The 24,043-nt window shown below is 71.9% G+C and carries 31 protein-coding genes; 18 read left to right on the top strand and 13 right to left on the bottom strand.

Features of this window, described 5'->3' with window-relative positions; genetic code table 11:
- Positions 1 to 29 precede the first annotated feature (29 nt).
- Complete coding sequence (locus VFZ39_RS05695) at positions 30 to 1,820, top strand: cyanophycinase (protein WP_330864763.1); 1,791 nt, start codon at positions 30 to 32, stop codon at positions 1,818 to 1,820.
- Positions 1,821 to 1,829: 9 nt separating this feature from the next.
- Here the strand turns inward: VFZ39_RS05695 and VFZ39_RS05690 are convergent, their stop codons facing one another.
- A complete protein-coding gene (locus tag VFZ39_RS05690) occupies positions 1,830 to 2,300 on the bottom strand; it encodes a DUF1761 domain-containing protein (protein WP_330864762.1) in 471 nt (156 codons plus the stop codon).
- On the opposite strand from VFZ39_RS05690, the gene VFZ39_RS05685 reads away from it, so the two are divergent.
- Complete coding sequence (locus VFZ39_RS05685) at positions 2,299 to 2,616, top strand: DUF1905 domain-containing protein (protein WP_330864761.1); 318 nt, start codon at positions 2,299 to 2,301, stop codon at positions 2,614 to 2,616. The two genes, VFZ39_RS05690 and VFZ39_RS05685, sit on opposite strands and share 2 nt — an antisense overlap.
- A gap of 4 nt (positions 2,617 to 2,620) precedes the next feature.
- Positions 2,621 to 3,205 (top strand): GNAT family N-acetyltransferase, encoded by a 585-nt coding sequence (locus VFZ39_RS05680; RefSeq protein ID WP_330864760.1) that lies wholly within the window; start codon positions 2,621 to 2,623, stop codon positions 3,203 to 3,205.
- 3 nt (positions 3,206 to 3,208) lie between these two features.
- Here VFZ39_RS05680 and VFZ39_RS05675 read toward each other — a convergent pair whose 3' ends face one another.
- Together VFZ39_RS05675 and VFZ39_RS05670 are read right to left on the bottom strand one after the other, a co-directional pair.
- On the bottom strand, positions 3,209 to 4,525 hold the full coding sequence (locus tag VFZ39_RS05675; protein WP_330864759.1) for an FAD-binding oxidoreductase: 1,317 nt from the start codon (positions 4,523 to 4,525) through the stop codon (positions 3,209 to 3,211).
- Between the two features lie 10 nt (positions 4,526 to 4,535).
- Positions 4,536 to 5,138, bottom strand: coding sequence for a helix-turn-helix domain-containing protein (locus tag VFZ39_RS05670; protein ID WP_330864758.1), 603 nt, complete (start codon positions 5,136 to 5,138; stop codon positions 4,536 to 4,538).
- Between the two features lie 66 nt (positions 5,139 to 5,204).
- On the opposite strand from VFZ39_RS05670, the gene VFZ39_RS05665 reads away from it, so the two are divergent.
- Positions 5,205 to 6,164, top strand: coding sequence for an NAD(P)/FAD-dependent oxidoreductase (locus VFZ39_RS05665; RefSeq protein ID WP_330864757.1), 960 nt, complete (start codon positions 5,205 to 5,207; stop codon positions 6,162 to 6,164).
- Between the two features lie 3 nt (positions 6,165 to 6,167).
- On the opposite strand, the gene VFZ39_RS05660 is transcribed toward VFZ39_RS05665, so the two are convergent.
- Positions 6,168 to 7,118, bottom strand: coding sequence for a helix-turn-helix transcriptional regulator (locus tag VFZ39_RS05660; RefSeq protein ID WP_330864756.1), 951 nt, complete (start codon positions 7,116 to 7,118; stop codon positions 6,168 to 6,170).
- A gap of 62 nt (positions 7,119 to 7,180) precedes the next feature.
- Here VFZ39_RS05660 and VFZ39_RS05655 point away from each other — a divergent pair, with 62 nt between their 5' ends.
- Genes VFZ39_RS05655 through VFZ39_RS05635 form a run of 5 tightly spaced genes read left to right on the top strand, consistent with a single transcriptional unit; the run spans position 7,181 to position 9,912 of the window.
- Positions 7,181 to 7,783, top strand: a complete 603-nt coding sequence (locus tag VFZ39_RS05655; RefSeq protein ID WP_330864755.1) for a DUF664 domain-containing protein — start codon at positions 7,181 to 7,183, stop codon at positions 7,781 to 7,783.
- On the top strand, positions 7,776 to 8,567 hold the full coding sequence (locus VFZ39_RS05650; RefSeq protein ID WP_330864754.1) for a DinB family protein: 792 nt from the start codon (positions 7,776 to 7,778) through the stop codon (positions 8,565 to 8,567). Before VFZ39_RS05655 ends, VFZ39_RS05650 begins: the two co-directional genes overlap by 8 nt.
- Positions 8,557 to 8,976 carry a cupin domain-containing protein gene (locus VFZ39_RS05645; RefSeq protein WP_330864753.1) on the top strand — a complete coding sequence of 140 codons (420 nt, stop codon included), beginning with the start codon at positions 8,557 to 8,559 and terminating at the stop codon, positions 8,974 to 8,976. The genes VFZ39_RS05650 and VFZ39_RS05645 overlap by 11 nt, the downstream gene beginning before the upstream one ends.
- Entirely contained in the window at positions 8,973 to 9,452 is a 480-nt protein-coding gene (locus VFZ39_RS05640) for a GNAT family N-acetyltransferase (protein ID WP_330864752.1), read from the top strand. The genes VFZ39_RS05645 and VFZ39_RS05640 overlap by 4 nt, the downstream gene beginning before the upstream one ends.
- Positions 9,453 to 9,507: 55 nt before the next feature.
- Entirely contained in the window at positions 9,508 to 9,912 is a 405-nt protein-coding gene (locus tag VFZ39_RS05635) for a hypothetical protein (RefSeq protein ID WP_330864751.1), read from the top strand.
- 15 nt (positions 9,913 to 9,927) lie between these two features.
- Here the strand turns inward: VFZ39_RS05635 and VFZ39_RS05630 are convergent, their stop codons facing one another.
- The 4 genes from VFZ39_RS05630 to VFZ39_RS05615 form a co-directional block, all read right to left on the bottom strand.
- A complete protein-coding gene (locus VFZ39_RS05630; protein WP_330864750.1) occupies positions 9,928 to 10,524 on the bottom strand; it encodes a dihydrofolate reductase family protein in 597 nt (198 codons plus the stop codon).
- A gap of 1 nt (position 10,525) precedes the next feature.
- On the bottom strand, positions 10,526 to 11,095 hold the full coding sequence (locus VFZ39_RS05625) for a dihydrofolate reductase family protein (RefSeq protein WP_330864749.1): 570 nt from the start codon (positions 11,093 to 11,095) through the stop codon (positions 10,526 to 10,528).
- 93 nt (positions 11,096 to 11,188) lie between these two features.
- Positions 11,189 to 12,271, bottom strand: a complete 1,083-nt coding sequence (locus VFZ39_RS05620) for an oxidoreductase (protein WP_330864748.1) — start codon at positions 12,269 to 12,271, stop codon at positions 11,189 to 11,191.
- Positions 12,272 to 12,326: 55 nt separating this feature from the next.
- Entirely contained in the window at positions 12,327 to 12,791 is a 465-nt protein-coding gene (locus tag VFZ39_RS05615) for a GNAT family N-acetyltransferase (RefSeq protein WP_330864747.1), read from the bottom strand.
- Positions 12,792 to 12,875: 84 nt separating this feature from the next.
- Between VFZ39_RS05615 and VFZ39_RS05610 the strand changes: the two genes are divergently transcribed.
- Entirely contained in the window at positions 12,876 to 13,295 is a 420-nt protein-coding gene (locus VFZ39_RS05610; RefSeq protein WP_330864746.1) for a VOC family protein, read from the top strand.
- Positions 13,296 to 13,316: 21 nt separating this feature from the next.
- Here VFZ39_RS05610 and VFZ39_RS05605 read toward each other — a convergent pair whose 3' ends face one another.
- A complete protein-coding gene (locus VFZ39_RS05605) occupies positions 13,317 to 13,580 on the bottom strand; it encodes an acylphosphatase (RefSeq protein WP_330864745.1) in 264 nt (87 codons plus the stop codon).
- A 57-nt stretch (positions 13,581 to 13,637) separates the two neighbouring features.
- Here VFZ39_RS05605 and VFZ39_RS05600 point away from each other — a divergent pair, with 57 nt between their 5' ends.
- Genes VFZ39_RS05600 through VFZ39_RS05585 form a run of 4 tightly spaced genes read left to right on the top strand, consistent with a single transcriptional unit; the run spans position 13,638 to position 16,510 of the window.
- Positions 13,638 to 14,291 carry a GNAT family N-acetyltransferase gene (locus VFZ39_RS05600; RefSeq protein WP_330864744.1) on the top strand — a complete coding sequence of 218 codons (654 nt, stop codon included), beginning with the start codon at positions 13,638 to 13,640 and terminating at the stop codon, positions 14,289 to 14,291.
- 52 nt (positions 14,292 to 14,343) lie between these two features.
- Entirely contained in the window at positions 14,344 to 14,712 is a 369-nt protein-coding gene (locus VFZ39_RS05595; RefSeq protein WP_330864743.1) for a tetratricopeptide repeat protein, read from the top strand.
- Positions 14,712 to 16,163: an LLM class flavin-dependent oxidoreductase gene (locus VFZ39_RS05590; protein ID WP_330864742.1), complete on the top strand. Its 1,452-nt coding sequence runs from the start codon at positions 14,712 to 14,714 to the stop codon at positions 16,161 to 16,163. Before VFZ39_RS05595 ends, VFZ39_RS05590 begins: the two co-directional genes overlap by 1 nt.
- Complete coding sequence (locus tag VFZ39_RS05585) at positions 16,163 to 16,510, top strand: winged helix-turn-helix transcriptional regulator (RefSeq protein WP_330864741.1); 348 nt, start codon at positions 16,163 to 16,165, stop codon at positions 16,508 to 16,510. Before VFZ39_RS05590 ends, VFZ39_RS05585 begins: the two co-directional genes overlap by 1 nt.
- Positions 16,511 to 16,516: 6 nt before the next feature.
- Here VFZ39_RS05585 and VFZ39_RS05580 read toward each other — a convergent pair whose 3' ends face one another.
- Positions 16,517 to 17,926 (bottom strand): NAD(P)/FAD-dependent oxidoreductase, encoded by a 1,410-nt coding sequence (locus VFZ39_RS05580; RefSeq protein WP_330864740.1) that lies wholly within the window; start codon positions 17,924 to 17,926, stop codon positions 16,517 to 16,519.
- Between the two features lie 78 nt (positions 17,927 to 18,004).
- On the opposite strand from VFZ39_RS05580, the gene ppk2 reads away from it, so the two are divergent.
- On the top strand, positions 18,005 to 18,871 hold the full coding sequence (ppk2, locus tag VFZ39_RS05575; protein WP_330864739.1) for a polyphosphate kinase 2: 867 nt from the start codon (positions 18,005 to 18,007) through the stop codon (positions 18,869 to 18,871).
- 35 nt (positions 18,872 to 18,906) lie between these two features.
- Here the strand turns inward: ppk2 and VFZ39_RS05570 are convergent, their stop codons facing one another.
- The 3 genes from VFZ39_RS05570 to speB all read right to left on the bottom strand — a co-directional run bounded on the left by VFZ39_RS05570 (position 18,907) and on the right by speB (position 21,978).
- Entirely contained in the window at positions 18,907 to 19,776 is an 870-nt protein-coding gene (locus VFZ39_RS05570; RefSeq protein ID WP_330864738.1) for an ATP-grasp domain-containing protein, read from the bottom strand.
- Between the two features lie 97 nt (positions 19,777 to 19,873).
- The gene (locus tag VFZ39_RS05565; protein ID WP_330864737.1) at positions 19,874 to 20,971 is read right to left on the bottom strand and encodes a DNA glycosylase AlkZ-like family protein; all 1,098 of its coding nucleotides are present in this window, start codon (positions 20,969 to 20,971) and stop codon (positions 19,874 to 19,876) included.
- Entirely contained in the window at positions 20,968 to 21,978 is a 1,011-nt protein-coding gene (gene speB / locus VFZ39_RS05560) for an agmatinase (protein WP_330864736.1), read from the bottom strand. The genes VFZ39_RS05565 and speB overlap by 4 nt, the downstream gene beginning before the upstream one ends.
- Positions 21,979 to 22,081: 103 nt before the next feature.
- Here speB and VFZ39_RS05555 point away from each other — a divergent pair, with 103 nt between their 5' ends.
- From VFZ39_RS05555 to VFZ39_RS05545, 3 genes are all read left to right on the top strand, one after another.
- Positions 22,082 to 22,468 carry a VOC family protein gene (locus VFZ39_RS05555; RefSeq protein WP_330864735.1) on the top strand — a complete coding sequence of 129 codons (387 nt, stop codon included), beginning with the start codon at positions 22,082 to 22,084 and terminating at the stop codon, positions 22,466 to 22,468.
- A gap of 209 nt (positions 22,469 to 22,677) precedes the next feature.
- Positions 22,678 to 23,427, top strand: a complete 750-nt coding sequence (locus VFZ39_RS05550; protein ID WP_330864734.1) for a VOC family protein — start codon at positions 22,678 to 22,680, stop codon at positions 23,425 to 23,427.
- 52 nt (positions 23,428 to 23,479) lie between these two features.
- The coding region (locus VFZ39_RS05545; RefSeq protein ID WP_330864733.1) for a hypothetical protein at positions 23,480 to 24,043 on the top strand (564 nt) is incomplete at its 3' end.

Below are 24,043 nucleotides of genomic sequence, written 5' to 3'. Positions count from 1 at the left end.
GCTCCGGTGCGGGACGGTACGGTGACGCCATGCGACTTCGTCTCGGGACCGTCCGCCTCATCATCGCCGCCGGCACCACCGCGGCACTCGCTCTCACCGGGGTCGCCGGCGCGGCCGAGGACGACCGCGTGATGACGCCGATCGGCGGTGGTTACGAGACACCGACCCTGGAGGCCTTCGCGATCGCTGCCGCGGACGGTGCGAGCGGCCCCACGGTCGACCTGGTCGTGGTGCCGGCGGCGTACGGCGACGCCCCGGCGGACCGGGCCGAGAACCTCGAGCTCGCGCAGGAGCGCACCGATCAGGTGGAGGCGGCGTGCGACGCGGTCGTCGCCGCACCTCTGACGGGCTGCACCGCGACCCTGGCCGTGCTGCTCAACCGTGCCGACGCCCTCGACCCCGCCAACTCGACCGCGCTCGCCGACCCGGGGACCGACGGCATCTTCGTGCTCGGCGGGGATCAGGGGCTCGCGATGTCGATCCTCGCCGACAGCCCGGCGGAGGCTGCCATGCACGCGGCCAGCGACCGCGGCGCAGTGGTCGGCGGCACCAGCGCCGGCGCAGCCGTCGAGTCGCTGTCGATGATCAACGGGTACGTCGGTGACCTCGGCCCCGAGGACGGGCTCCGGCAGGGATCCACCCTGATGTGGTGGGGGGACGACGGCGACGCCGAGCGCGGACTGGCCTTCGGGTCGACTGCGACGATCTACGACCAGCACTTCTACCAGCGAGGCCGGTTCGGACGAACGATCTCGACCATCGCGACGGCCGACGAGCGCGCTGCCACCAGCCCGGTCGGCGTCGGCATCGACTACGGCACCGGCGTCCGCAGCACCGGCGACCACACTCTGTCCGACGTGTTCGGCCAGGGCTCGGTCGCCCTGGTCGACCTGGAGACCTTGGGTGCCACGCACGAGTGGGTCGGCGACCCGGCGGTGCTCTCGGCACGCGGGATCCTCACCCACCTGCTGACCACGGGCTCGTCGTACGACCTGGTGAGCCGCACCTACAGCCGTGGTGGCACTCTCCTGCCGAACCCCACGGTCTCGCCGTGGACCACGCCGGCCGACGACAACCCCGGCACGCTGGTGCTCGGTGGCGGCGACGTGCCGGTCGCCGGGGTCGGTGACGTGGTGGCCGCGGCCTCGCAGGGTGGGGTGGCCAAGAAGGACCGGATCGTCGTCGTGGTGGTCGGTGCCAAGAAGGCAGCCAGCGCCTACGTGAAGGCGGTGAAGGCCGCCGGCTGGACCGGCTCGGTGGCGACGGCGGCGTACGGCACGAAGGTGCCCGACCTCACCGGCGCCCGTGGGGTGCTGGTCGTTGCGCCGGACCCGGTCGTGGTGGGCTCGCGGCTCTCCGAACCGGCGTTCCGGAGCTGGCTCACCGAGGTCGTCACCGGGCACCCGGCCGTGCTGACCGACGGCGCGGTCACCGCCGCGCTCGGCGAGTGGTACTCCCCGAAACGTCGCTCGACATCCTCGGGCGACCGCGAGGATCTGGGCATCGCCTCCTTCCAGGCCGGCGACGCCGCCTTCCAGCCCGGTCTGGGACTGGTGGATGCCACGCTCGTCCCCTGGCTGAACACCGAGTTCGGCTGGGGTCGCCTCTACGCGGGGGTCTCGGCCACTCCCGAGACCCTGGCGGTCGGGGTGAACGCCGGCTCGTCGGTGACGCTGGCGGAGACCGGCGCTGCCACGGGCGGGTCGGTCGTGGTCGCCGACGGCCGGGCCGGGACCTACTGGACCGCCGAGAACGGGGCGATCGGCGCCTCCGGGGTGGTGCTCGACGTGTTCGGCCCGGGGGAGCAGCTCACACCCTGACCGGACGGCTCATGGCCAGGCGCCGATGATCGCGCCCGCCGCGACGAGCCGCACCAGCCAGTCCCCGGCGTGGATCGCGGCGAGTGGCACCGGCACGTCCTCCCCGGCGGTCGCGCTCACCCACTGGGTGAGCACGAACCCGGCCCACAGCAGGAGCCCCCAGCCCGCGCCCGCGAGCCACTCGTCGACCCCGGCGAGGTCGAGCACGACAGCCACCGCGAGACTCACCGCGACAGCCACACCGAGGAACACGAGCATCTGTGAGGCGCGGGGTGCCTCCGCTGGCTCGGCACCGCGCCACGCACGCTGGTGTCGGACCATGGCGTCTCCCAGGGCGGCGTACCACCCGGCACTGGCGATGAACGCGACCACGGCGGCGACGAGCACCGACAACAGGTTGATGTCCATGACGATGTGACCGGGCTCGGGCCCGTGACTCATCGGTTCCGGAAGGAAGTCGTCCGCAACCTGTGCCAGCATGGCGGCGATCGACGTGGGAGGTGGCGTGGAGTTCGAGTTCACCGGGCGGATCTTCGAGTGGCGGGGTCCTGCGCCGTACTACTACGTGGCGCTGCCCGACGAGGACAGTGCCGACCTCAAGGAGGCCTCGGCCGTGCTGACCTACGGCTGGGGTGTCATCCCGGTCCAGGTGACGATCGGCGACACCGAGTGGGAGACCTCACTGTTCCCCAAGGACGGCCGCTATCTGGTCCCTCTGAAGGACGTGGTGCGCCGGGCGGAGGGGCTCGACGAGGGGGACGAGATCACGGTCCGCATGGTCGCGGGAGGCGGGTGAGCCGATGAGCATCGTCGTGAGGCCCGCGACCCTCGCGCGGTTCGACGACCTCCGCACCATGATCGGGCCCAAGCGCGACGACGCCAACGTGTGCTGGTGCCTGAGCCATCGGATCCCCGCGAAGCTGAACCGCGAGCTGGTGGGGCCTGAGCGGGGCGAGCACGTCAGGGCCCTGACCCGGAAGCGGGTCAAGCCGGGCGTCCTCGCCTACGACGGCGACGAGGTGGTCGGCTGGGCGGCCGTGGCGCCGCGTGCCGACCTGCCGTTCGCCCGCTCCGCCAAGATCCCGCACGTCGACGACCTCCCGGTCTGGTCGATCTGGTGCATCCGGGTGCGACCCGGACACCGGGGGCAGGGCATCTCGCACTCCCTGCTCGAGGGCGCCGTCGACTACGCCCGGTCGCACCAGGCGCCCGCGGTCGAGGGCTATCCCGTCGACAACCACGGCGAGAAGGTCGACCTCACGATGGCGTACGTCGGGACCCGGGCTCTGTTCGAGGCGGCCGGCTTCACGCTGGCGGCGCGGACCGACGCCACCTCCGGGGGCTTCCCCCGCGTGGTCATGCGACTCGACCTGGGCGGTCGCTGAACCTCAGCCCGCCGGTGGCGCGCTGGGCGGGATGTTCTGGTTGAGGTGGAAGACGTTGGCGGGGTCGTAGCGGTCCTTGAGAGCGGTCAGCCGAGCCAGCGTGGCGGGTGGGTACGCGAGGCGCACCCCGTCGTTCCCGTCGTCGCCGAGCGTGTTGACGTACGTGCCGCTGGAGAACGGCGCCAGCCGCGCGGCGCAGGCGCGGGCCGTCGCGATCCGGTCGTCGTCCTCGGCCGGATCGGTCCACCGGGCCGCGCCGACGTACTCGAACGCTGTGTCCCGGTGGCTGAACGCGGTGGCATCAGGTGGCACCTCCGCGATGGCGCCGCCGTACGCCTGCAGGCTGGCGCCCATGGCCGGATCGTGCTCGAGCAGAGCGGCGATCGCCTCGTCCGGCAGCTCGCGGAGGTAGTGGCCCTTCCAGTAACGACGTTGCGCATGACCCTCGAGCGTGTCCTCGCGCCGCTGCAGGTCGACGTAGGACAGCTCGACGACGCGGCGTGCGACCGGCTCCCCCAGGGACCCGAGGACGCGGGCGTGCGCCCGACCGACCTCGGGGTCGCCGACCCAGACGAAGCCGAGGGTCGCGATCCCGCCGAAGACCGACGCGGCGTACGTCGCCGGGCGCGGCGCTGCCGCACTCAGGTCGCGCCAACGGCGCATCGGCTCGGCGGCCACGGCAACCGGGAAGTCGAGCTCGACGGTCAGCGCCTGCGTTCCCGTCTCGTGGAGCCGCAGCTCGAACTCCGAGACGACGCCGAAGTTGCCGCCGCCCCCGCGCAGTCCCCAGTACAGCTCCGGGTTCTCGGTCGCTGAGGCGCGCACCACCTCGCCGGCTGCGGTGACCAGCTCGAAGGACTCCACGTTGTCGCAGGTGAGGCCGTGCTGCCGGGCCAGCCAGCCCATCCCGCCGCCGAGCGCGAGGCCGCCGACGCCGGTGTGGGAGACGTTGCCGGCGGTCGTCGCCAGCCCGTGCTCCTGGGTCGCGACGTCGAGCGCTCCGAGCAGGGCTCCTCCCTGGATCCAAGCCCGGCGCCGTACCGGGTCGACCCGCACGGCGGCCATCGGGGTCAGGTCGAGCATCAGGCCCTGATCCGGCACTGCGTGGCCGACGATGCTGTGGCCGCCGCAGCGCACCCCGACCTCGAGCCCCTCCGACCGAGCGAGGGCAATGCCGGCGGCGACGTCACCTGGCGAGGTGCATCGCACGACCAGCCGGGGTCGCCGGTCGATCATGGCGTTCCAGACCTGCCGGGCCTCGTCGTAAGCGGCTGTGCCGGGTCGGAGCAGGGTGAGTCCGTCGATGGAGTGTGGGGTCACGGGCGGCAGTCTAGGAACCGCTCCGCTCGCGCGGCTTGGGCCGAGCCCGCACGTGGGTCTTCTCGCCCTCCTTGCCGAAGAGGCTGAGGAACTCGACCGGATCCGGGCCCGCCGACCCGAACCAGTGGGGAGTGCGGGTGTCGAACTCCGCGGCCTCACCGGGCGACAGCACCAGGTCGTGGTGGGCGAGCCGCAGCCGCAGCTCGCCGTCGAGGACGTAGACCCACTCGTATCCCTCGTGGGTCTGGAGCTCCGGCGCGCGTGCCCTCGGACCGCGCCCGGGCATCACGATCTTGTAGGCCTGGATGCCTCCGGTCCGGCGGGTCAGCGGCAGCATCGTCATCCCACCCGCCTTGGTGGCCCGCAGCGTCACCCGAGGGTCACCGGTGGGTGGAGCGTCGACCAGCTCGTCGAGCGTCACGTCGTACGCGCGGGCGAGCGGCAGCAAGAGCTCCAGGGTCGGTCGCCGGGTCCCCGACTCCAGTCGCGAGAGCGTGCTGACCGAGATGCCGGTCTCTGCTGCCAGGTCGGCCAGCGTGGTCTCCCGCTCCTGCCGAAGCGCTCGCAGTCGAGGTCCCACGGAGGTCAGGGTCTGGTCGATCGTGTCCGTCATGGCGGTAGATTGCCATACCGGCAACGACATTTGCGAATCCGGCATCGTCCCGCCACCATGGTGGTCATGAGTGATCAGCTGAGGGATCGGTACGACGTGGTGGTGATCGGCGGTGGCGCCGCGGGGCTGAACGGGGCGTTGATGCTGGCGCGCTCGCGGCGCTCCGTGGTCGTGCTGGACGCGGGCGAACCGCGCAACGCTCCGGCCGACGGGGTGCACGGGCTACTCGGGCGCGAGGGGATGCCGCCGAGCGAGCTGCTCGAGCGCGGGCGGTCCGAGGTCCGGGGGTACGGCGGTCACGTCGTCGCGGCAGAGGTCGTCGACGCCGTCCCGGAGGACGGCGGCTTCGTGGTCTCGCTCGCCGACGGCAGGTCGGTCCGGTCCCGTCGGCTGCTGGTCGCTACCGGGCTCGTGGACCGGCTACCCGAGGTGCCCGGTCTCGCCGAGCGGTGGGGCCGCGATGTGCTGCACTGCCCGTACTGCCACGGCTGGGAGGTGCGCGACCAGGCGATCGGCGTGCTCGGCTCGGGACCGATGTCGCACCACCAGGCGCTGCTGTTCCGGCAGCTGAGCGACGATGTCGTCTACTTCACGCACGAAGCGCCGCTCGACCCGGAGCAGGCCGAGCAGCTCGCCGCGCTCGGCGTCCGGATCGTCGATCAGCCGGTCCACGGCGTGGCGGTGACGGACGACCGTCTCTCCGGAGTCGTGCTCGCGGATGGCGAGGTCGTGGCGCGCGACGCAGTAGTGGTGGCGACCCGGATGGAGGCGCGAGTCGCGCACGTGGCCGGGCTGGGGCTCCCGGTGGCGGAGCACCCCAGCGGCGTCGGCACCCACGTGCCCGCTGACGTCGGGGGCCGCACCGAGGTACCGGGCGTCTGGGTCGCGGGCAACGTGAGCGAGCTGACCGCCCAGGTCGGCGCGTCCGCATCGCTGGGGGCGATGGCCGGGGCGCACATCAACGCGGACCTGGTGGCCGAGGATGCCGCCGCCGCGGTCGCGGCCCGAGTCGGGGCTCGGGCGTAGCTCCTATCCCTCACCGGCAGCGTCGAGCAGCCTCTTCCCGACGTCGCGGGCGGCGGCCAGCAGCTCGGGACCACCCAGGATCCGGTACGTCGTGTGGAGCCGGGCCAGGTCCTCGGCGTAGCCGTACGGGTTGCTGGTCGAACCGGTCAGCAGGGTGCGTCCGTCGGGCAGCGGCTCGAACCGCCCCATCACGCGCGGCAGCCAGACCTGGTCGACCGGCAGGTCGATCTCGACCGAGGTCTCGAACTCCCAGCCGGCCGCGAGGTGCTCCTCGAGGGCGGTGACCGGGTCGAGGTCGGCCGGCCGTGTGAACGGGAAGTCCAGCAGCGCCACGCTGCGCACCCGGTCGATCCGGAACGCACGCTGGGCCTCCACCGCGTGGCTCCAGCACAACAGGTACCAGCGACTGTGGCGCACCACGACCGCCCACGGGTCCACCTCGGCCGACCACTCTCGGCCCGCCTCGGTGCGGTACCCGATCCGCACCCGCCGACCTGCCTCACTGGCGTGCACCAGCGTCGCGGTCGTCTCCGGGTCCGGGCGGACCGCGCTCCGGTCGGTCGCCGACGCGGCCCCTCGGCGGACCGTCTCGGCCTGCGCGGTGATCGAGGTCGGCAGCGCTCGGACGATCTTGCCGAGCGCGCTGCCGACGGGGTCGGTCGGGTCGCCGGCGTCCGGGTGGCCGTCGAGCACCGCCATCACCAGGGCGAGCGCCTCGCTGGCGCTGAACATCAACGGCGGCAACCGCAGCCCGCGACCGACCCGGTAGCCGCCGTACGGTCCGCGGGTCGACTCCACCGGGATGCCGGCCTCGCGGAGGATGCCGACGTACCGCCGGGCCGCCCGCTCGGTGACATCCAGTCGTTCGCCGAGCTGCTCCGCGGTGATCCCCGGCCGGGACTGGAGCAGCTCGAGCGCGAGCAGCGCGCGCGCCGTGGGGCTGGTCTCGGGCACGCCGGCAGCCTAGACCCAGATCCGGTACCTGATCGTCCGGAACAGTCGTTACCGTCCGTGCCATGACCGAGCAGACCGACGCACCGACCATGACCGACGACCCCTGGGAACCGCCGATGGCGGGCAACGAGGCCGAGCATCTGCTCGGGGCGCTCGACCGACTGCGCTGGACGTTCCGCTACAAGACCGACGGCCTCGACGCCGAGGGGCTCTCGACGACCGTCGGCGCGTCGTCGCTGACGCTCGGCGGTCTGCTGAAGCATCTCGCGCTGGTCGAGGACGCCCAGGTCACCGAGAAGCTGGACGACGGCCCGTACGGCGAGCGGTGGGACCGTTACGGGGCGGGAGAGTCCGAGGACTGGCACGTCACGACAGGCGACGCGACCCCCGAGGAGCTGTACGACCTGTACGACCGGACGGTCGAGCGGGTGCGTGCGAAGGTCTCCACCGCGCTCGCCGCGGGCGGGCTCGACCAGCTCGCCGCGGCCCATCATCCGGACGGCCGGCATGCCAGTCTTCGACGGTTGATCTGCGACCTGGTCGAGGAGTACGGCCGCCACACCGGCCACGCCGACCTGCTGCGCGAGGCCGTGGACGGCCGGGTCGGGGAGGACCCGCCACCGGGCTGGCGCGCGACCACTGGGAGGGACACGTTCCGTGGCTGAGTTCGGCAAGGAGGACCTGAGCGGCTCGACGTTCGACTGGACCGACCTGAGCGGGTCGACGTTCCGGTTCGCCTCGATGAGCGACACGACCATCCGCGACACCGACCTCTACCGGGTGAGGATGCGTGGTGTGGAGCTGATGGACGTCGACATCAGCGGTGAGATCCGGGGGTTGCGGGTCAACGGGGTCGACGTGACCGACTACGTGGAGCAGGAGCTGGTCCGGCGAGACCCGCTGCTCGGACGGCTCAGGCCGGACGACCGCGACGGTTTCCTGACGGCCTGGGACGAGCTGGAGCGGCTCTGGGAGGGGACCGTCGCGCGGGCCCGCGCTCTCGACCCCTCCCAGCTCGACGAGTCGGTCGACGACGAGTGGTCGTTCATCCAGACCCTGCGGCACCTGATGTTCGCGACCTCGGCCTGGGTCAACCGCGCCGTGCTCGGCGAGGCGCAGCCGTTCCACCCGCTCGCGCTGCCGTGGGAGAGTGCCCCGGCGCTGTCGGACCTCGGGCTCACGATCGACGCCCGGCCGTCGCTGGACGAGGTGCAGACACTGCGGCGGGAGCGCCAGGCGGATGTCCGGCGGGTCCTCGACGGCCTGACGGAGGAGCAGCTCGCCTCGACGGTGACCCCGGAGGGCGAGGGCTGGCCACCGCCGCGCCCGGTGGCGGTCAAGGAGTGCCTCCACGTCGTGCTCAACGAGGAGTACTGGCACCGGCAGTACGCCGAGCGCGACCTTGCGGTCCTGGAGAGCCGGACCCAAGATGCACACCGTGAGGAGTGATCTGATCGACCTCTCCTCGAGGCAGCAGCTGCGGGTGGTGTCGTCCACCCCCGCCGAGCTGGTGCTCGAGTGCACCTGGCAGACAGGCGGCGCTGCGCCACGGACCCATTGGCACCCGACCCAGCAGGAGCACTTCGAGGTGCACGAGGGCGAGCTCACGGTCCGGGCTGACGGGACCGAGCGGGTCGTCCGTGCCGGGGAGTCGTTCGGCGTACCGCCTCGCACCGCGCACGCGATGTGGAACGCCGGTGCTGCGCCGTGCCGCGCCACCTGGCGGGTCACACCGGGGCAACGAACGCTCGAGCTGTTCCGCACCATGGGCAACCGACCCTCGGGGGTCGGCAAGGTCGCGGCACTCTGGCGGTTCCGTCGCGAGTTCCGGCTCGGCACTCCGCGGGGCAGCGCGTGACGGGCGCTGCGGTCCGACCCGCCGCAGCGGCTGATGCCGAGCGGGTCGCGGCGATCTGGGAGGAGGGCTGGCACGAGGTCCATCCCGGGGAGGTGCCCGACGTGCTGCTCACCGTCCGCACCTCGGAGTCGTTCGCTGAGCGCGCCGCTCGGCGGGTCGCTGACACGCGGGTCGCGGACGTCGACGGTGAGGTGGTCGGATTCGTGATGACCGAGGGCGACGAGGTCGACCAGGTGTACGTCGCGCCGGCCGGTCGGGGGACCGGCGCCGCGGCGTTGCTGCTCCAGGCCGCCGAGCGACTGATCCGCGACGCCGGTCACGAGTCCGCGTGGCTGGCGGTCGTCGGCGGCAACGCCCGCGCCCGAGCGTTCTACGAGCGCCAGGGCTGGCGTGACGAGGGTGCCTTCACCCACCACGCGCCCGGCCCCGACGGCCCGATCCCGGTCACCGCGCACCGCTACGTGAAGAGGGTCTGAGGGTCCGCCCGGAAGGGTGGTTGCCCGCAGGGCGGCCGCGAGGCACGGTGGTTCCATGACACGGCAGCGGAACGAGGGCGACTGGGGAGAGACCGACCTCGATCCCTGGGAGCAGGACGAGGCCGACCGCAACCTCGATGACCCGAGCGCCGGGGCCGACGAGCCCTGGAGCCCGCCGGACCGGATGCCGCGGGGGGCGGAGTTCCTCGGCGTCGAGACCGACGGCGGCGAGACGCTCGACCAGCGCTTCAACCAGGAGCAGCCCGAGCAGGGCACGGCGTACGGCGCTCCCGACGGGCGGGCCGAGCGCGAGGAGAACCGGATGATCGGCGGGGACGACCCGGACGCGATCCCGGCCGATCAGGACGTGCTCGGCGGTGCCGCCGGTGAGGACGCACCGTACGACGGTGACGGCCCGGAAGCCTCGGCGATGCGGGTCGTGGAGGACGACCAGCCCTAGGAAGAGTCCCGAACCCTAGTCCTCGGCGCGCCACGTCAGGTGCGTGACGTGCGGAGTGGTGCGGGCAGAGACCGGGCGCAGCGCGATGTCACCGACGCCGTCGAAGACCCGGAGCCCTTCGCCGACGGTGAACGGGACGACGTGCAGCCTTAGCTCGTCGACCAGGCCGGCCGCCAGGTACGCGTTGAGGGTCGTCACCCCACCGGCGATCGACACCTCGCCGTCGCCCGCTGCCTCGCCGGCGCGGGCAAGGGCCTCCTCGATCCCACCGGTGACGAAGTGGAAGGTGGTGCCGCCCGCCATCTCCACCGACTCCCGCTCCCTGCTCCCGAGCACGAAGACCGGCGCGTGGTACGGCGGGTCGGGTCCCCACCAGCCGGTCCAGGACAGGTCCCACTCCCCCCGGTCGGGGCCGAACATGTGGCGACCCATCACGTAGGCCGTCGCGGTGGTGATCGCGGCGATCTCGTCGGCACTGTCGTCGCGGTGCTCGAACATCCAGGTGTGGAGCCGTTCTCCGACCTTCGGGCCGAACGGGTGCTCGGCGGACTGGTCGCGTCCGGCACCCACCAGGTCCAGCGACACCGCCATGTCGGCTGTCACACGGGCCACGTCAGCGCACCACGTCGTAGCAGAGCTTCTGGATCCCGTTGGAGTACGTCGCCTGCTCCGCCAGCTCCAGCTTGGCGAAGTCGCCATCAGTGGGGAACAGCCGCTTCCCGCCGCCCAGGACCAGCGGGAACACGAGCAGGTGGTAGCGGTCGACCAGTCCGGCCTTCGCGAGGTTCTGGGCCAGCGTGGCGCTGCCGTGCACCTGGATCTGGCCGCCATCGGTCTCCTTGAGGGCCGCCACGTCGTCGAGCGAGGAGAGCAGCGTCATCGGCTGCCACGGAGACGCCGCGACGTCGGCCTCGGTGAGGGTGGAGGAGACGACGTACTTCGGGATCTGGTTGTAGCGCTCGAACTCCGCCATGGTCGGCCAGACCTCGTGGAAGTCCTGCCAGCTCACGCGGCCGACCATCAACGCGTCGGCCTCGTCCTGCTCGCGGCCCTTCAGCTCGTAGGCCTCCGGCACGGGAGCCACCTCGGTGAAGGTCCAGCCGGCATGCGGGTGGTCGCCTCCGCCCGGCGAGTCGACGACGCCGTCGAGGGACATGAACTCGGTGACGATCAGGGTGCGCATGCTGTGCTCCTTCGGCTCGGAGTGATTCCAGGTGATCCACCTACAGGATCCAGGCGATCCGACCTCCGGGCGACCCCGAACTCAGCGGTGGCGTCACCAGCGGCCGACCCGCCCGCCCGCACCCGCAGCCCAGCAGACCCGTTGCGGCGTGCAGTCGAGGGTGTGGAAGCGCTCCTCGCTCACCAGCCGCCAGGTCCGGCCGCCATCGGTGCTGAGGCTGGTCCCGCCGAACACCGTCCCCTGGTCGTCGGCGCCCTCCCCGACCGCCAGCACCGCGCCCCGCCGCCAGGCTGCGTCCTCGGCGAGGTGGGTGAGGTCGCCGCCCGGGGTCCACGCGCGCCCGGTCCGGGTGTACGCCGAGGCGTCGGTCCCGTCGTCGGGGGCGGCGAAGTCGCCGCCGACTGCCACGCCGTGGCGTGGCGTGCGGAAGGCCAGCGCGAACACCCCCGCCGCGTCACCGGGGGGCAGCGTCGAGTCGCTCACGTGCCAGGTGTGGCCACGATCGGTGGAGCGGAACACTCGCGCGCTCGTCCCGCCCGAGCCGAACCAGGCCGTGCGTCCGGCGATCACCAGGCAGTCGCCACTGGCGGAGAAGTTGGCCTCGCCGGTGGAGTCCGGCATCTCTGCGTCCGGCAGCACCCGCCAGGTGCGGCCGCGGTCGTTGGTCGCCGCGATCCGGAACCTGCCGTCCACCGGGTCGCTCACCGCGAGCCCCCGACGGCCGCCCGGGTAGAAGTCGAGGCAGTTGTAGAAGGCGGTCTCCTCGGTGTTGCGGAACGTCTCGGTCCACGTCGTACCGCCGTCCGTCGTGCGCCAGATCCGGGAGCTCTCGCCGAGACCGACGGAGAGCACGACGGCAGTGCGCGCGTTGCGCGCCTCGACGTCGCGGAGGGAGAGCCCCTCGGTGCCGGGTGGCGTCACGTCGTCCCACGTCGTGCCTCCGTCGACGGTGCGGTAGACCTTGCCGCTGCCGCCGGTCATGCTGCCGCCGCTCACCCAGGCGACGTTGCGGTTCACCGCGTCGAGGCCGCGGAAGCTCTGGTCGGGGTCGACGACCCGGACATCCCAGCCGTCGTCGCCCGAGCCGCGCGGCTCGGCGGTGGCCCTGGCGCCGGGCAGCATCCCGAGCGTGGCGGTGAGCAGGAGAGAGGTGCCGAGGATCCCGAGAGTTCGCATGTCCGGAACCCTGCCGCGCCCGCCCAGCGGCTGTCCACCCCCCCGCGCGGTGCCGCTACAGCTCGATCTCGTAGAACAGCATCCGGTAGTCGGTGCCGGGCGCGATGTTCACGAAGCCGTGTCGCTCGTAGAAGCGACGGGTGTCATGGTCGATCTCGTCGACGTTGATGTGCATCTCGCCCGCGGACCGCTCGCGGCAGAGCTCGAGCGCCGTGCCCAGGAGCGCGCTGCCGATGCCCTGGTCGCGCAGCGCCGGCACGACGTACAGCTCCTCGAGCTGGGCGAGCGGCCCGTCGTAGTAGGGCGCGGGTCGCAGCGTCAGGTAGGCGAACCCGGTCGGGTCGGCCCCGCCGGAGAGCAGCACGATCACGTCGTCACGTGCGATCAGCCGGGCGAAGCGCCCCGCGAGCTCGTCCGCCGACGGGGTCTCGGCCTCGAACTCGGTGTTGAAGTCGTAGAGCAGCCGTCCGACCACCGCGGCGTCCGCGGTCGTCGCGCGTCGTACGTCGGTGTCCGCCATGCGCCGAGAGTAGGCAGGTCGACCGACGGCCCGCGACCGGAAAACCGGGTGCAGCAGGTCAGGTGGGGTGCGAGGGTGCCGGGCATGACCGGACTCTCGATCCAGTGCTTCAACCTCGACACGACCGATCCCGATCGGATCGGCTCCTTCTGGGAGCAGGCCCTCGGCTGGCGCCGCACCTACGACACCGCGGACCAGGTGGTCCTCGAGCCGCCGGCGGGCAGCCCCCAGGACGGCGTCGCACCCGACCTGCTGTTCCTCCGCGTGCCGGAGGGCAAGACCGTCAAGAACCGCTGGCACCCCGACCTGCGGCCCATCGACCAGGCCGCGGAGGTGGCGCGGCTCGAGGGACTCGGCGCCAGCCGGGTCGACGTCGGTCAGGCAGACGACGTGTCCTGGGTCGTGATGGCCGACCCTGACGGCAACGAGTTCTGTGTGCTGCGCGCGTTCACCGCCGACGAGCTGACCGAGATCGCGGCCGAGGCGGCCGCCAAGAACGCGTGACGGTGCGGCACCAGGCCGGCGTCAGCGGACCTCGAAGCCGCTCTCGCCGGTCGGGGTGAGCGGCGAGACCGAGACCCCCGTGACCGACGCGAACGGCGGGCCCACTCGGCACCAGTCCACCAGCGCTTGCACCGCGTCGTCCTCACCCTCGAGCTCCGCCTCGACCGAGCCCGCCGCGGTGTTGCGCACCCACCCGCTCACCCCGCGCCGGAGCGCCTCGCTGCGGCACGAGTCGCGGAAGAACACCCCCTGCACTCGGCCGGTGATCTCGACGTGGACCCGCATCTCCTCACTGTAGGGCGGCGCGGTTGGATGGAATCCGTGGACCAAGAGGGGAACCCGGTGACTGCAGGGCACGAGAGCCAAGCCGAGTCGAGCGGGGACCGAGCGGAGTGGCGGCCCGACAGCGCGCGACTCGAGCCCGACTACCCGATCGTGACCGAGCGACTGCTGCTGCGACCGCTGAACCGGAGCGGCGACATCGCGGCCATGCACGCCTACCGCTCGCAGGAGGAGGTGTGCCGGTACGTGCCGTTCGCGCCCGGCACCCTCGAGCAGATGCAGCAGCGGTTCGCCGACCCGGAGCGGATCCGGTCGGTCATCGACGCCGAGGGTCAGGTCCTGTCCCTGGCGATCGAGCGGCGCGACACCGGCGCGATGATCGGGGACCTGGTGCTGATCTGGGACAGCGTGACCGACGGGCACGCGGAGGTCGGCTACGTCCTCCACCCCGACCATGCGGGCCAGGGGTTCGCCACCGAGGCCACGGCGGCGCTGATCGACCTGGCGTTCGACGGCGGGCTGCCGGTCCACCGCGTGTCTGCCCGGCTCGACGAGCGCAACGAGGCGTCGGCCGCGGTGTGCCGTCGCCTGGGGATGCGGCACGAGGCGACGTACGTCGAAGGCGAGTGGTTCAAGGGCGAGTGGACGACGCTGCTGATCTTCGCGGTGCTCGATCAGGAGTGGCGGGCTCGGCGGAATGGAGTCGGCTCGTAAGATGTTAGTCACTCTGAACTCCAGAGTTGGAGCTCAGAGTGAGGAGACCGACATGAGCCGCACCACCGCGCTGATGGTGGGCATGGACGCGCACGAGGCCTACCGCTGGGCCGCGGACCTGTTCCGCCACCGCGACTACTACACGGCAGCGGAGGTCCTGCAGCACCTCGTCGACACCCACGAGCACGACTCAGAGCTCGGTGCCGCGCGCGAGCTGCTGGCCCGCGCGTACTACCACTCGGCGCAGCTGGGCCGGGCCGTCGACGCGGCTCGCGACCTGCTCGATCGCGATCCCGCGCACGGGTACGCGGCCCTGCTGCTCACGCGGGCGCTGGAGCGCTCGTCGCGACACGGCGAGGCGGCCGCCGCGCGCCGCTACGCCGAGGCGCTGGGCATGGTCGCGCCCGGGATGGTGGCCTGATGCCCGACTACGGCCAGGAGCTGGAGTTCGGGCTCTTCCCCACCCCAGAGGCGACCCGCCTCGGCGAGCTGCTCGCACTCGTGCAGCTCGCCGAGGTGGAGGGGCTGGACCTGGTGTCCGTCCAGGATCACCCCTACCAGTCGAAGTACCTCGACACCTGGACCCTGCTGTCCGTGCTCGGTGCTCGCACCAGCAGCATCAAGCTGGCCCCGAACGTCGCGAGCCTGCCGCTGCGCCCCCCGGTGATGCTGGCGAAGGCGGCCGCGACGCTCGACCTGGTGACCGGTGGCCGGGTCGAGCTCGGGCTCGGGGCCGGTGCGTTCTGGGACGCGATCGCGGCCGCCGGCGGTCCACGGCGCACCCCCAAGGAGGCGGTCGACGCCCTCGCCGAGGCGGTGCAGCTCCTCAAGGCGTTCTGGGCGGGAGGGAGCGTCCGGTACGAAGGTGAGCACTACCGAGCCGTCGGCCTGCACGCCGGACCGGCGCCCGCCCACGACATCCCGGTCTGGATCGGCGCCTACAAGCCGCGGATGCTGCGCCTGACCGGCCGACTCGCCGACGGCTGGGTGCCGAGCATGAGCTACGCGGACCCCTCGGCGATGGTGGCGATGAGCCGGCACGTCGACGACGCCGCCGTCGCCGCCGGCCGGGACCCCGTCGAGATCAAGCGGATCTACAACATCTCGGGTCGGTTCGGCAGCGGTAGCGGCATGCTCCAGGGCCGGCCACAGGCCTGGGCCGAGCAGCTGGCCACGCTCGCGCTCGACCTCGGCATCAGCAGCTTCGTGCTCGGGACCGACGACCCCGACGACGTACGGCGGTTCGCCGCCGAGGTGGCGCCAGCGGTCCGTGACCTCGTGGAGGCGTCGCGGTCGCGCCTGGAGCCGGGTGAGGAGCCGGGGGCGACCGAGCCGGAACGGATCGTGGTGGGCGGTGACGCCCCGGTGGGTGACCTGCACGGCGCCGGGCAGCACCTCGTCGACATCCACGACGGGCTGCGGGCGGAGCTGACCCAGATCCGGGACGTGCTCGCGCAGGTCCGGCAGGGGCACCTCACCGTCGGTCAGGCGCGCTCGGCGGTCAACACGATGACGCTGCGCCAGAACAACTGGACGCTGGGGGCCTACTGCGAGGCCTACTGCCGGTTCGTCACCGGCCACCACACTCTCGAGGACCGCAGCGTGTTCCCGCACCTGCGGCGCGTGGAACCCGGCCTCGTTCCGGTGCTCGACCGACTGGAGGAGGAGCACCTGCTGATCCACGGCGTGCTGGAGGAGTTCGACCGGGCGCTGGTGCGACTGGTGACCGACGAGGGGAGCGGCCGGTCCGGTGAAGCCGCGCTCGCCGAGGTGCAGCGCGTGGTCGATCGGCTGTCGGAGACGTTGCTCGACCACCTCGACTACGAGGAGAAGCATCTCGTGGAGCCGTTGGACCGGCACGGGTTCGCGTGATGGCGGGCACGTCCGACCTGCACGACGACTGCGAGGCCGTCCACCGCGCGCTGGCCCTGTTCGGCCGAGCGTGGGCCGGTGCCGTGCTCTGGGCGATGCTCGACGGCGCCGATCGCTTCTCGCTGATCCGCGACGCCGTCCCAGGCGTCAGCGACGCCGTGCTCACGGCGCGGCTGCGCGACCTGTGCGCGCACGGACTGGCCGAGCGGCTCGTCGAGGCGGGTCCGCCGACGTCGGTGCGGTACGTCGCCACCCCGGCCGGTCGCGACGCCCGCCGGCTGCTCAGGGCGATCCGGGACTACGCACGCCGTCACCCCGACCTGTTCCGGTCGGGTGCGGGTGGCTGAGCCACCTCAGGAGTCGAATCCGAGTCCCATCCGGTCGAGACCGCGCAGCCACAGGTTCCGGCGGCCCTCCCGGTGGTCGGAGCGGTCGAGCGACCAGCGAGTCAGGTTGATCCCGACGCCGGCGAGCGGTTCGGGCGGGAAGGGCAGGGGCTTGCGGCGCACCATCTCCAGCGTGGTCCGCTCGGTCTCCTGTCCCTCGAGCAGGTCGAGCATCACGTCGGCCGCGAAGCGGGTGGCGCCGACGCCGAGCCCGGTGAAGCCGGCCGTGTGCGCGACCCGTCCCCGGTGGGCGGTCGCCCAGAACGCACAGAACCGGGTGCAGGTGTCGATCGCGCCCGCCCACTGGTGGGTCACCCGGATCCCCTCGAGCTGGGGGAACGTGGTCAACAGGTGCGAGACCAACCGCCGGTGGACGCCGGGGTCTCGCTCGTACTCGGCGCGGATCCGCTTGCCGAAGCGGTAGACCGCGTCGTACCCGCCGAAGAGGATCCGGTTGTCGGCGCTGAGCCGGTAGTAATGGAACTGGTTGGCCAGGTCGCCGATCCCCTGCCGACCGCGCCATCCGATCGCGTCGAGCTGCTCGCGGCTCAGCGGCTCGGTCATCAGCGCGTAGTCGTAGACCGGCACCGTGAACGGCCGGTAGCGCCGTACCAGCGACGGGAACACGTTGGTGCCCAGCGCCACCCGGTCCGCAGTCACCCTGCCCCGCGGCGTGTGCAGCACGACCGGCCCGGAGCGGCCGTCCGCCTCCAGGGACTCGACCGGGGTGGCCTCCGCGATCAGAACGCCGAGCTCGGTCGCGAGCCGACCGAGCTCGGCAACCAGCTTCGCCGGGTGGACAATCGCGCACCCCGGCAGCGACCTCCCCGCGAGGTACGTCGGGCTCGCGACCTCGGATCGGACCTCCTCGGCTCCCAGGAACCGGCCCTCCGTCATCTCCTCCAGCCACGCGACCTGGTGCGGCTCGACCGCGACCGCGAGCTCGCCGGTGCGCTCGAAGTCGACGTCGAGGTCGTGATCGCGCACGGTCTGCTCGATGCCGTCGAGGTTCGCATCGCCGAGTCGCACCAGCTCGTCGTACTCATCGGGCCAGCGCGAGCGGCCGTTCTCCTCGCCGTGGGTGATGCTGGCCTCGCAGAAGCCCCCGTTGCGGCCCGAGGCCGCCCACCCGAGCTGGTGGGCCTCGACCAGCAGCACCCGTCGACCGGGGTCACGCTGCTTCGCCCGGACCGCCGTCCACAGCCCGGCGTACCCGCCGCCGACCACGGCGAGATCGGTCGTGTGATCGCCCGTCAACGGGTCGTACCGCGCACCCGGGGCGTCCTCGATCCAGAAACAGGCGTCCCGGACGCCACCCAGTGCGTGCTCCACCGCGGACGCCGGTGGCGGCTGCCGCTCCCAGACCGTCGCACCCATGACCCGACGCTACTGGCCGAGTCGTGCCCTGTGCGCGCCGAGTCGTGCCCTTGCGCGCCGACCGCGGAGCGGGACAGGGTGAGTCATGACGACCGCCTCACCGCCGGCCGGCGCCGACGACGCCCACGATCGACCGACCGAGGGTCGAGACCCCGCGCGCTACACGAGGAAGGGCAGCTGCGCGGCTCTACCTACGACGCCGAGATCGAACGGCTGCAGGAGCAGCTCGTTCAGCTGCAGTACTGGATCCAGCGGCAGGGCCTCAAGGTGCTGGTGATCTTCGAGGGCCGGGGCTCGGCCGGTAAGGGTGGGGTGATCAAGCGGATCACCGAGCGCACCAGCCCGCGCACCGTCCGCGTGGTGGCGCTCCCCAAGCCCAGCGAGCGGCAACGCACACAGTGGTACTTCCAGCGGTACGTCGAGCACCTGCCGGCCGCCGGCGAGATGGTGCTGTTCGACCGCAGCTGGTACAACCGCTCGAACGTCGAGTGGGTGATGGGCTACTGCTCCGAGGAGGAGCACCAGGAGTTCCTCAGGTCGTGCCCGGAGTTCGAGCGGATGTTGGTGCGCTCTGGGATCACCGTCCTCAAGTACTGGTTCTCGGTGTCGTTCGACGAGCAGCGCAAGCGGTTCGAGGCTCGCAACGCTGAGCCGCTGAAGCGCTGGAAGCTCTCCGACATGGACCTCGCCGAGCACGAGCTGTACGTCCGCTACTCGATGGCGAAGGACACCACCTTCCAGTACACCGACATCAAGCAGGCGCCCTGGTACGTCGTTCCGTCGGACGACAAGCGGGCGGCCCGGCTCAACTGCATCTCCCATCTGGTGGGTCACTTCCCTCACGAAGACGTCTCGCCCGACGTGGTCGTGCTCCCGGAGATGCGCCAGGAGCCGTACGTACGGCCGCCGATGCACGAACAGACCTTCGTGCCGCAACTGTTCTGACGTACCGAGACCGCTCACGCCACCCGCGACCGCTGTCAGCTCAGCCGGCGGACCACCGCGTCTGCGAGGGCGCCCGCCGCCGGCGGGTGATGGTCGAGGAAGAGCGACGGCTCGGCGAGCTCGAGCTCGAGTAGACGCGGCCCCTCGGGGCTCGGCAACAGATCGACCCGGGCGTACAGCAGGTCACCGTGGAGCGCCGCCGGCACGGCCTCGAGGATCGCGTCCGCCAGCTCGCGCTCGGCGTTCGATGCATCCCGGGGCGACATCTCCTCCTGCAGGAAGAGCTCCTCGGTGAGCGACATGCCGGGGGTGAGCAGCGGACCCTTGCGCATCGCGTGCGAGAACCGGCCGTCGACGTACAGCAGCGCCGTCTCGCCGTGCTCGTCCACCTCGTGCAGGTAGGGCTGCACCATCACGCCACGTCCCGCGTCGAGCAGGGTCGCGGCGTGCGCGTGCGACCGCTCGACCTCGTCGGGCCCGAGTCGGAGCGTGCCGCGCGAGCCGGCGGACACCACCGGCTTGACCACGTGCTCGACGTGCTCGAACCGGTGATGCGGTCCCTCCCCGGGCGCCAGGAACTGGGTCGGCACGATCGGGACGCCGGCCCGCTCGAGGTCGGCGAGGTAGCGCTTGTCGGTGTTCCAGTGGAGCACCTCGGCCGAGTTCAGCAACCGCGTCGCTGCCGAGACCCGGTCGGCCCAGGCCAGGAACTCCGACAGTCGCTCGGCGTAGTCCCACGTCGAGCGGACGACGACGAGGTCGTACGACGCCCAGTCGAGGTCGGCGTCCCACACGGCCGGCTCGGCGGCTAGGCCACGGTCCTGCAACGCGGTCAGGAACAGCCGTCCCTCGTCGTCGAGGTCGGGCACCTCCGCCGCCGTCGCCACACCGATCCGCGCTCGCATGCGGGGACCCTCTCATGTCGCCTCGTGTGCCTGAGAGTGCGCCCTGGCGCACTCTCAGGCACACGCCGCGGTCAGGGTCGCTGGTCAGGGTCGCTGGTCAGGGTCGCTCGACGGTCAGGTCCAGCCAGGTGGCGAGGCTCTCGATCTCCGCGTCGACGGCCCCTGTCAGGGCGGCGTCGAACGGCTCGTCCTCGTGGACGGCGTCGACCCGCAGCACACCCCGGTCGCGCTCGGCGGTGGCGTCAAGCTTCCCGACCAGCCGGTCCCCGTGCAGGATCGGCATCGCCCAGTAGCCCCACCGGCGCTTGGCCTTCGGCTTGTACATCTCGAGCTGGTAGTCGAACTCGAACAGCTCGCTCATCCGCTTGCGGTCGTAGACCAGCCGGTCCAGCGGTGACAGCAGGGCGGTGCGCGGCTCGAAGCCATCGTCGAGGTACGCCGGGTCGACCCGCCACGTCCCTCGCACCCCCTCGACGACCGCCGGTTCACCGGCATCGCCGACGTGGTTCGGCTCTCCGGGCATCTTGGCCGACTTCGCCCGCGCGATCCCGAGCGAGGTCAGCCGCCGCTCGGCGCGGATCCGCAGCGCGTCCTCGAGCGGCACCGGCTCGACGTCCGGGTACACCCGCTCGGCGAGGTCCCACAGCCGTTCGCGTCCCTCGCGTCCGGGCGAGGCGACCTCCCCACGCTGCACCATCATCGACAGCAGCATCCGGACGTTGCGGTCGTCGTTCCAGCCGCTCGACTTCCACGGGATCAGGGTGACGTCGGGAAGCTCCCGACTCGTGAGCGGGCCCTCGTCGTACAGCTTGTCGAGGATGTCGCGACGGCAGTCGTCGTTGGCCTCGACCCAGCGCGCCAGCCCGTGCTCCCAGTCCTTGAGCTCACCGACCCCGGGCCAGGCAGCCATCTCTGCGCGGTACAGCGCCAGGTCCTCGGCCGGACGCAGCAGCTGATGGAGGTCGATCAGGTCCCCTGCCGCGACCGCGTCGTCCAGCTCCGCGCGGCGGTACGCCGGACCCAGCCGGCTCCACGCGACGACGTGGGCGCTGGGAGCGATCGCCGCGGCCGGGTCGTCCTGCAGGTAGGTGAGGTGGCGCACCAGGTCGAGCAGGTCGGTGGGCCGTTCGTCGGTGAGCAGCTGCGCCCGCACCGCGATCCGGCGAGCCTGCTCGCGGGTCAGCTCGTGCGTCATCGGTCGAGCAGCGGCCGACGCGGGTCCCAGGTCGTGCCGTCCCGCTCGTCGCGGCGCTTGCGGGCGATCGCCGACAGCGCCTCGAGCACGACCCGGTTCGCGAGCGCGGCGGTGATGTCAGCGTGGTCGTACGGCGGGCTCACCTCGACCACGTCGACGCCGACCACCGGCAGCTCCAGGCAGATCCGGCGGACGCTGTCGAGCAGGTCGCGTGCGGAGAACCCACCGGGCTCCGGCGTACCCGTGCCCGGGGCGTGGCCCGGGTCGCACACGTCGATGTCGACGGAGAGGAAGACGCCCTCGCACTCGTCGGTGGCGATCCCGAACGCCTCGGTCAGGCACTCGGTCAGGCCGCGAGCACCGATCTCGGTCATCTCGTAGGACCGCATCCGCTGGCCGGCCATCCAGTCCAGCGTCTCGGGGCCGGGCCAGTAGCCGCGCAGCCCGACCTGGAGGAACCGGTCGCCGCGCAGCGCGCCGGACTCGATCAGCCGCCGCATCGGCTGGCCGTGCCCCCACAGCGAGCCGAACTCGATGTCGCCGGTGTCGGCGTGCGCGTCGAAGTGGATCATCGAGACCCGGCCGTGGCCGAGCGCGTTGGCGACGCCCTTCGCGTCCGGGTAGGTGACCGAGTGGTCGCCGCCGAGCACGACCGGGATCGCGCCCGCCCGGGCGATCTTCTCCACTGCTGCCTCCAGGGCCGGAAGCGCGGTCTCGATGTCACCGGAGTACATCTCGACGTCGCCGGCGTCCACGACCGCGAGATCGAGCAGCCCGTCGGTCCGCAGTGCCAGGTGCGGCCGCGAGCCGTCGTGCGGGAGGTAGTCGGTGCTCCGGATCGCCTGCGGCCCGAACCGCGTGCCTGGCCGGTGGGACGTGCCGCCGTCGAACGGGGCACCGAGCACGACGACGTCCGCGTCGGCGTACGACGCCTCGTCGTCGAGGTCGCAGGAGGGCACGCCGAGGAAGGTGATGTCGGGGCCGAACTGGGCGCCGTAGCGGGTCACGCACCGACTCTATTCACCGGTCCCGACGAGGACTAGCGTGACGAGCGGGAGCGGGCTCGGACACTCCGGCGAAGGCAGGGGGACCGACCGCAAGGGGGAGGACATGCTGACCGACAGCACCGTGACAGCCAACATCCCGGCCGCCGACCTGGGACGCGCTCGCAGCTTCTACGCCGACAAGCTCGGCCTGACACCGGTCCAGGAGTTCCCGGGGGGTCTGGTGTACCAGACCGGCGGCGGGACGTACTTCCTGCTCTACGAGACAGAGTTCGCGGGCACGGCCGGCCACACGGTCGCGCAGTGGCACGTGACCGATGTCGACGCGGAGGTGGCGGACCTGAAGTCGCGAGGGATCGAGTTCGAGACCTACGACCTCCCCGGTGTCACCTGGGACGGAGACATCGCCTCCTTCGAGGGCATGGGTCGTGGCGCCTGGTTCAAGGACAGCGAAGGGAACATCCTCGGCCTCGATGACGCGTCACCCGCCTGAGGGGGAAGCGGCTCGAGCCCAGCCGTCCCTAGACGACATATTCCAAGGGGAGATGCCGGGCTCGCGACGCCCCGCATCCCGACCGGCGGCGTTGTCCTCGACTCGACGGGCCTCCGGCCCGCCTTCGCTCGTCCGCCTTGCCGGATCGGGCGCGGATGCGCCGCTCGCTGATCCGGCACCCCTTGGAATATGTCGTCTAGCCTGACCGGATGGGCTGGGTCCACGCCGTGCTCGACGTCCCCGCCACCAGCCACGCGGAATCAGCCGAGTTCTGGTCGCAGGCGCTGGGGTGGCGGGCGGGTGCGGCCTGGTCCGGTCACCCCGAGCTGCGGAGCTTCGAGCCGCCCACCGGGACGGCGTACGTCCACCTTCAAGAGATCGACGGGCCACCACGCGTGCACATCGACCTCGAGACTCGCGACTCGCGCTCCCTGGTACGGCGTGCGGAGCGGCTCGGCGCCACGTACGTCGCACGGCACCGGCGCTGGCAGACGTTGCAGTCACCGGGCGGCCTTCCGTTCTGTGTGCTCGGCGTCGCGAACGACGACCCGCCCGCGCCGGTCACATGGGGCGAGGACGGCCACCGCACACGGCTGGCGCAGGTCTGCGTCGACTCGCCCATCGAGGTCCACGACCGCGAGGTGGCGTTCTGGCGCGAGCTGCTCCGCGGCCGGTGGGTGGACTCGTCGGCACCCGAGTTCGCAGGAAAGTGGCACGACGACGCGGGATCCCCGATCCAGCTGCTCTTCCAGCGCCTCGACGAGCCCACCGGTCCGGTACGCGCGCACCTCGACCTCGGCACGGACGACCTCGATGCCGAGGTACGACGGCTGGTCGGCGTCGGCGCCGAGGACATCGGCCGCGGCCACGGCTGGCACGTCCTGCGCGATCCGGCGGGCCTTCTCTTCTGCGCCACCGAGAACTCACCGGATCAGCTACGCCGGCGAGACCTGGGCTGAGGCGACGCGGAAATCAGTTGCCGGGCGGGCAGCGCCGCTGGACACTCGATCCATGTCCGTCCTGCTGCCGGCGGGACTCCCCGCCGGCTTCACTCTCGAGCCAGCCACGGGTGCCCACGCGCCCGAGGTGTTCGAGATGCTCGCCGCCGAGCGGATCGACGCGTTCGGGTTCTGCCCCGACTCGCTCGAGGACGTGCGCGCCGACCTCGAGCCCACAGCGTCGACGGCCATCGAGCTCGTCGTCCGTGACTCCGAGGGATCGGTGAGCCAGTGGTGGGTGGCTCTCACCGACCCGGGTGACCCGGTCTTCCATGCCTGGATCTCCAGCCACCCGCGCCTGGGTGCCACCGTTCACGACGAGCTGTCCTCGGTGGGCTGGTCGCTGCTGCTGGACTGGATTCGGGGGCAGGCGCAGGGCGGCGTACGCACAGTCGAGGTGCGTTCCGGATGTGAGGCAGGCTCCGACGCGGGTCACCGGCGGCTCCAGAACGCCGGGTTCACACACCGCCGGACGTTCTGGGAGATGATCGGACCGGTCACCGAGCAGACCCGCACCGGGCGATCGGTCCCGGGGCTCACGATCAGCGCGACGGACGACACCCGCGCGATCCACGCC

This window comes from Nocardioides sp. (genome assembly GCF_036374615.1).
GTDB lineage: Bacteria > Actinomycetota > Actinomycetes > Propionibacteriales > Nocardioidaceae > Nocardioides.
The sequence above is the reverse complement of the archived record's forward strand: the minus strand, read 5'-3'. Positions and strand labels throughout refer to the sequence as shown.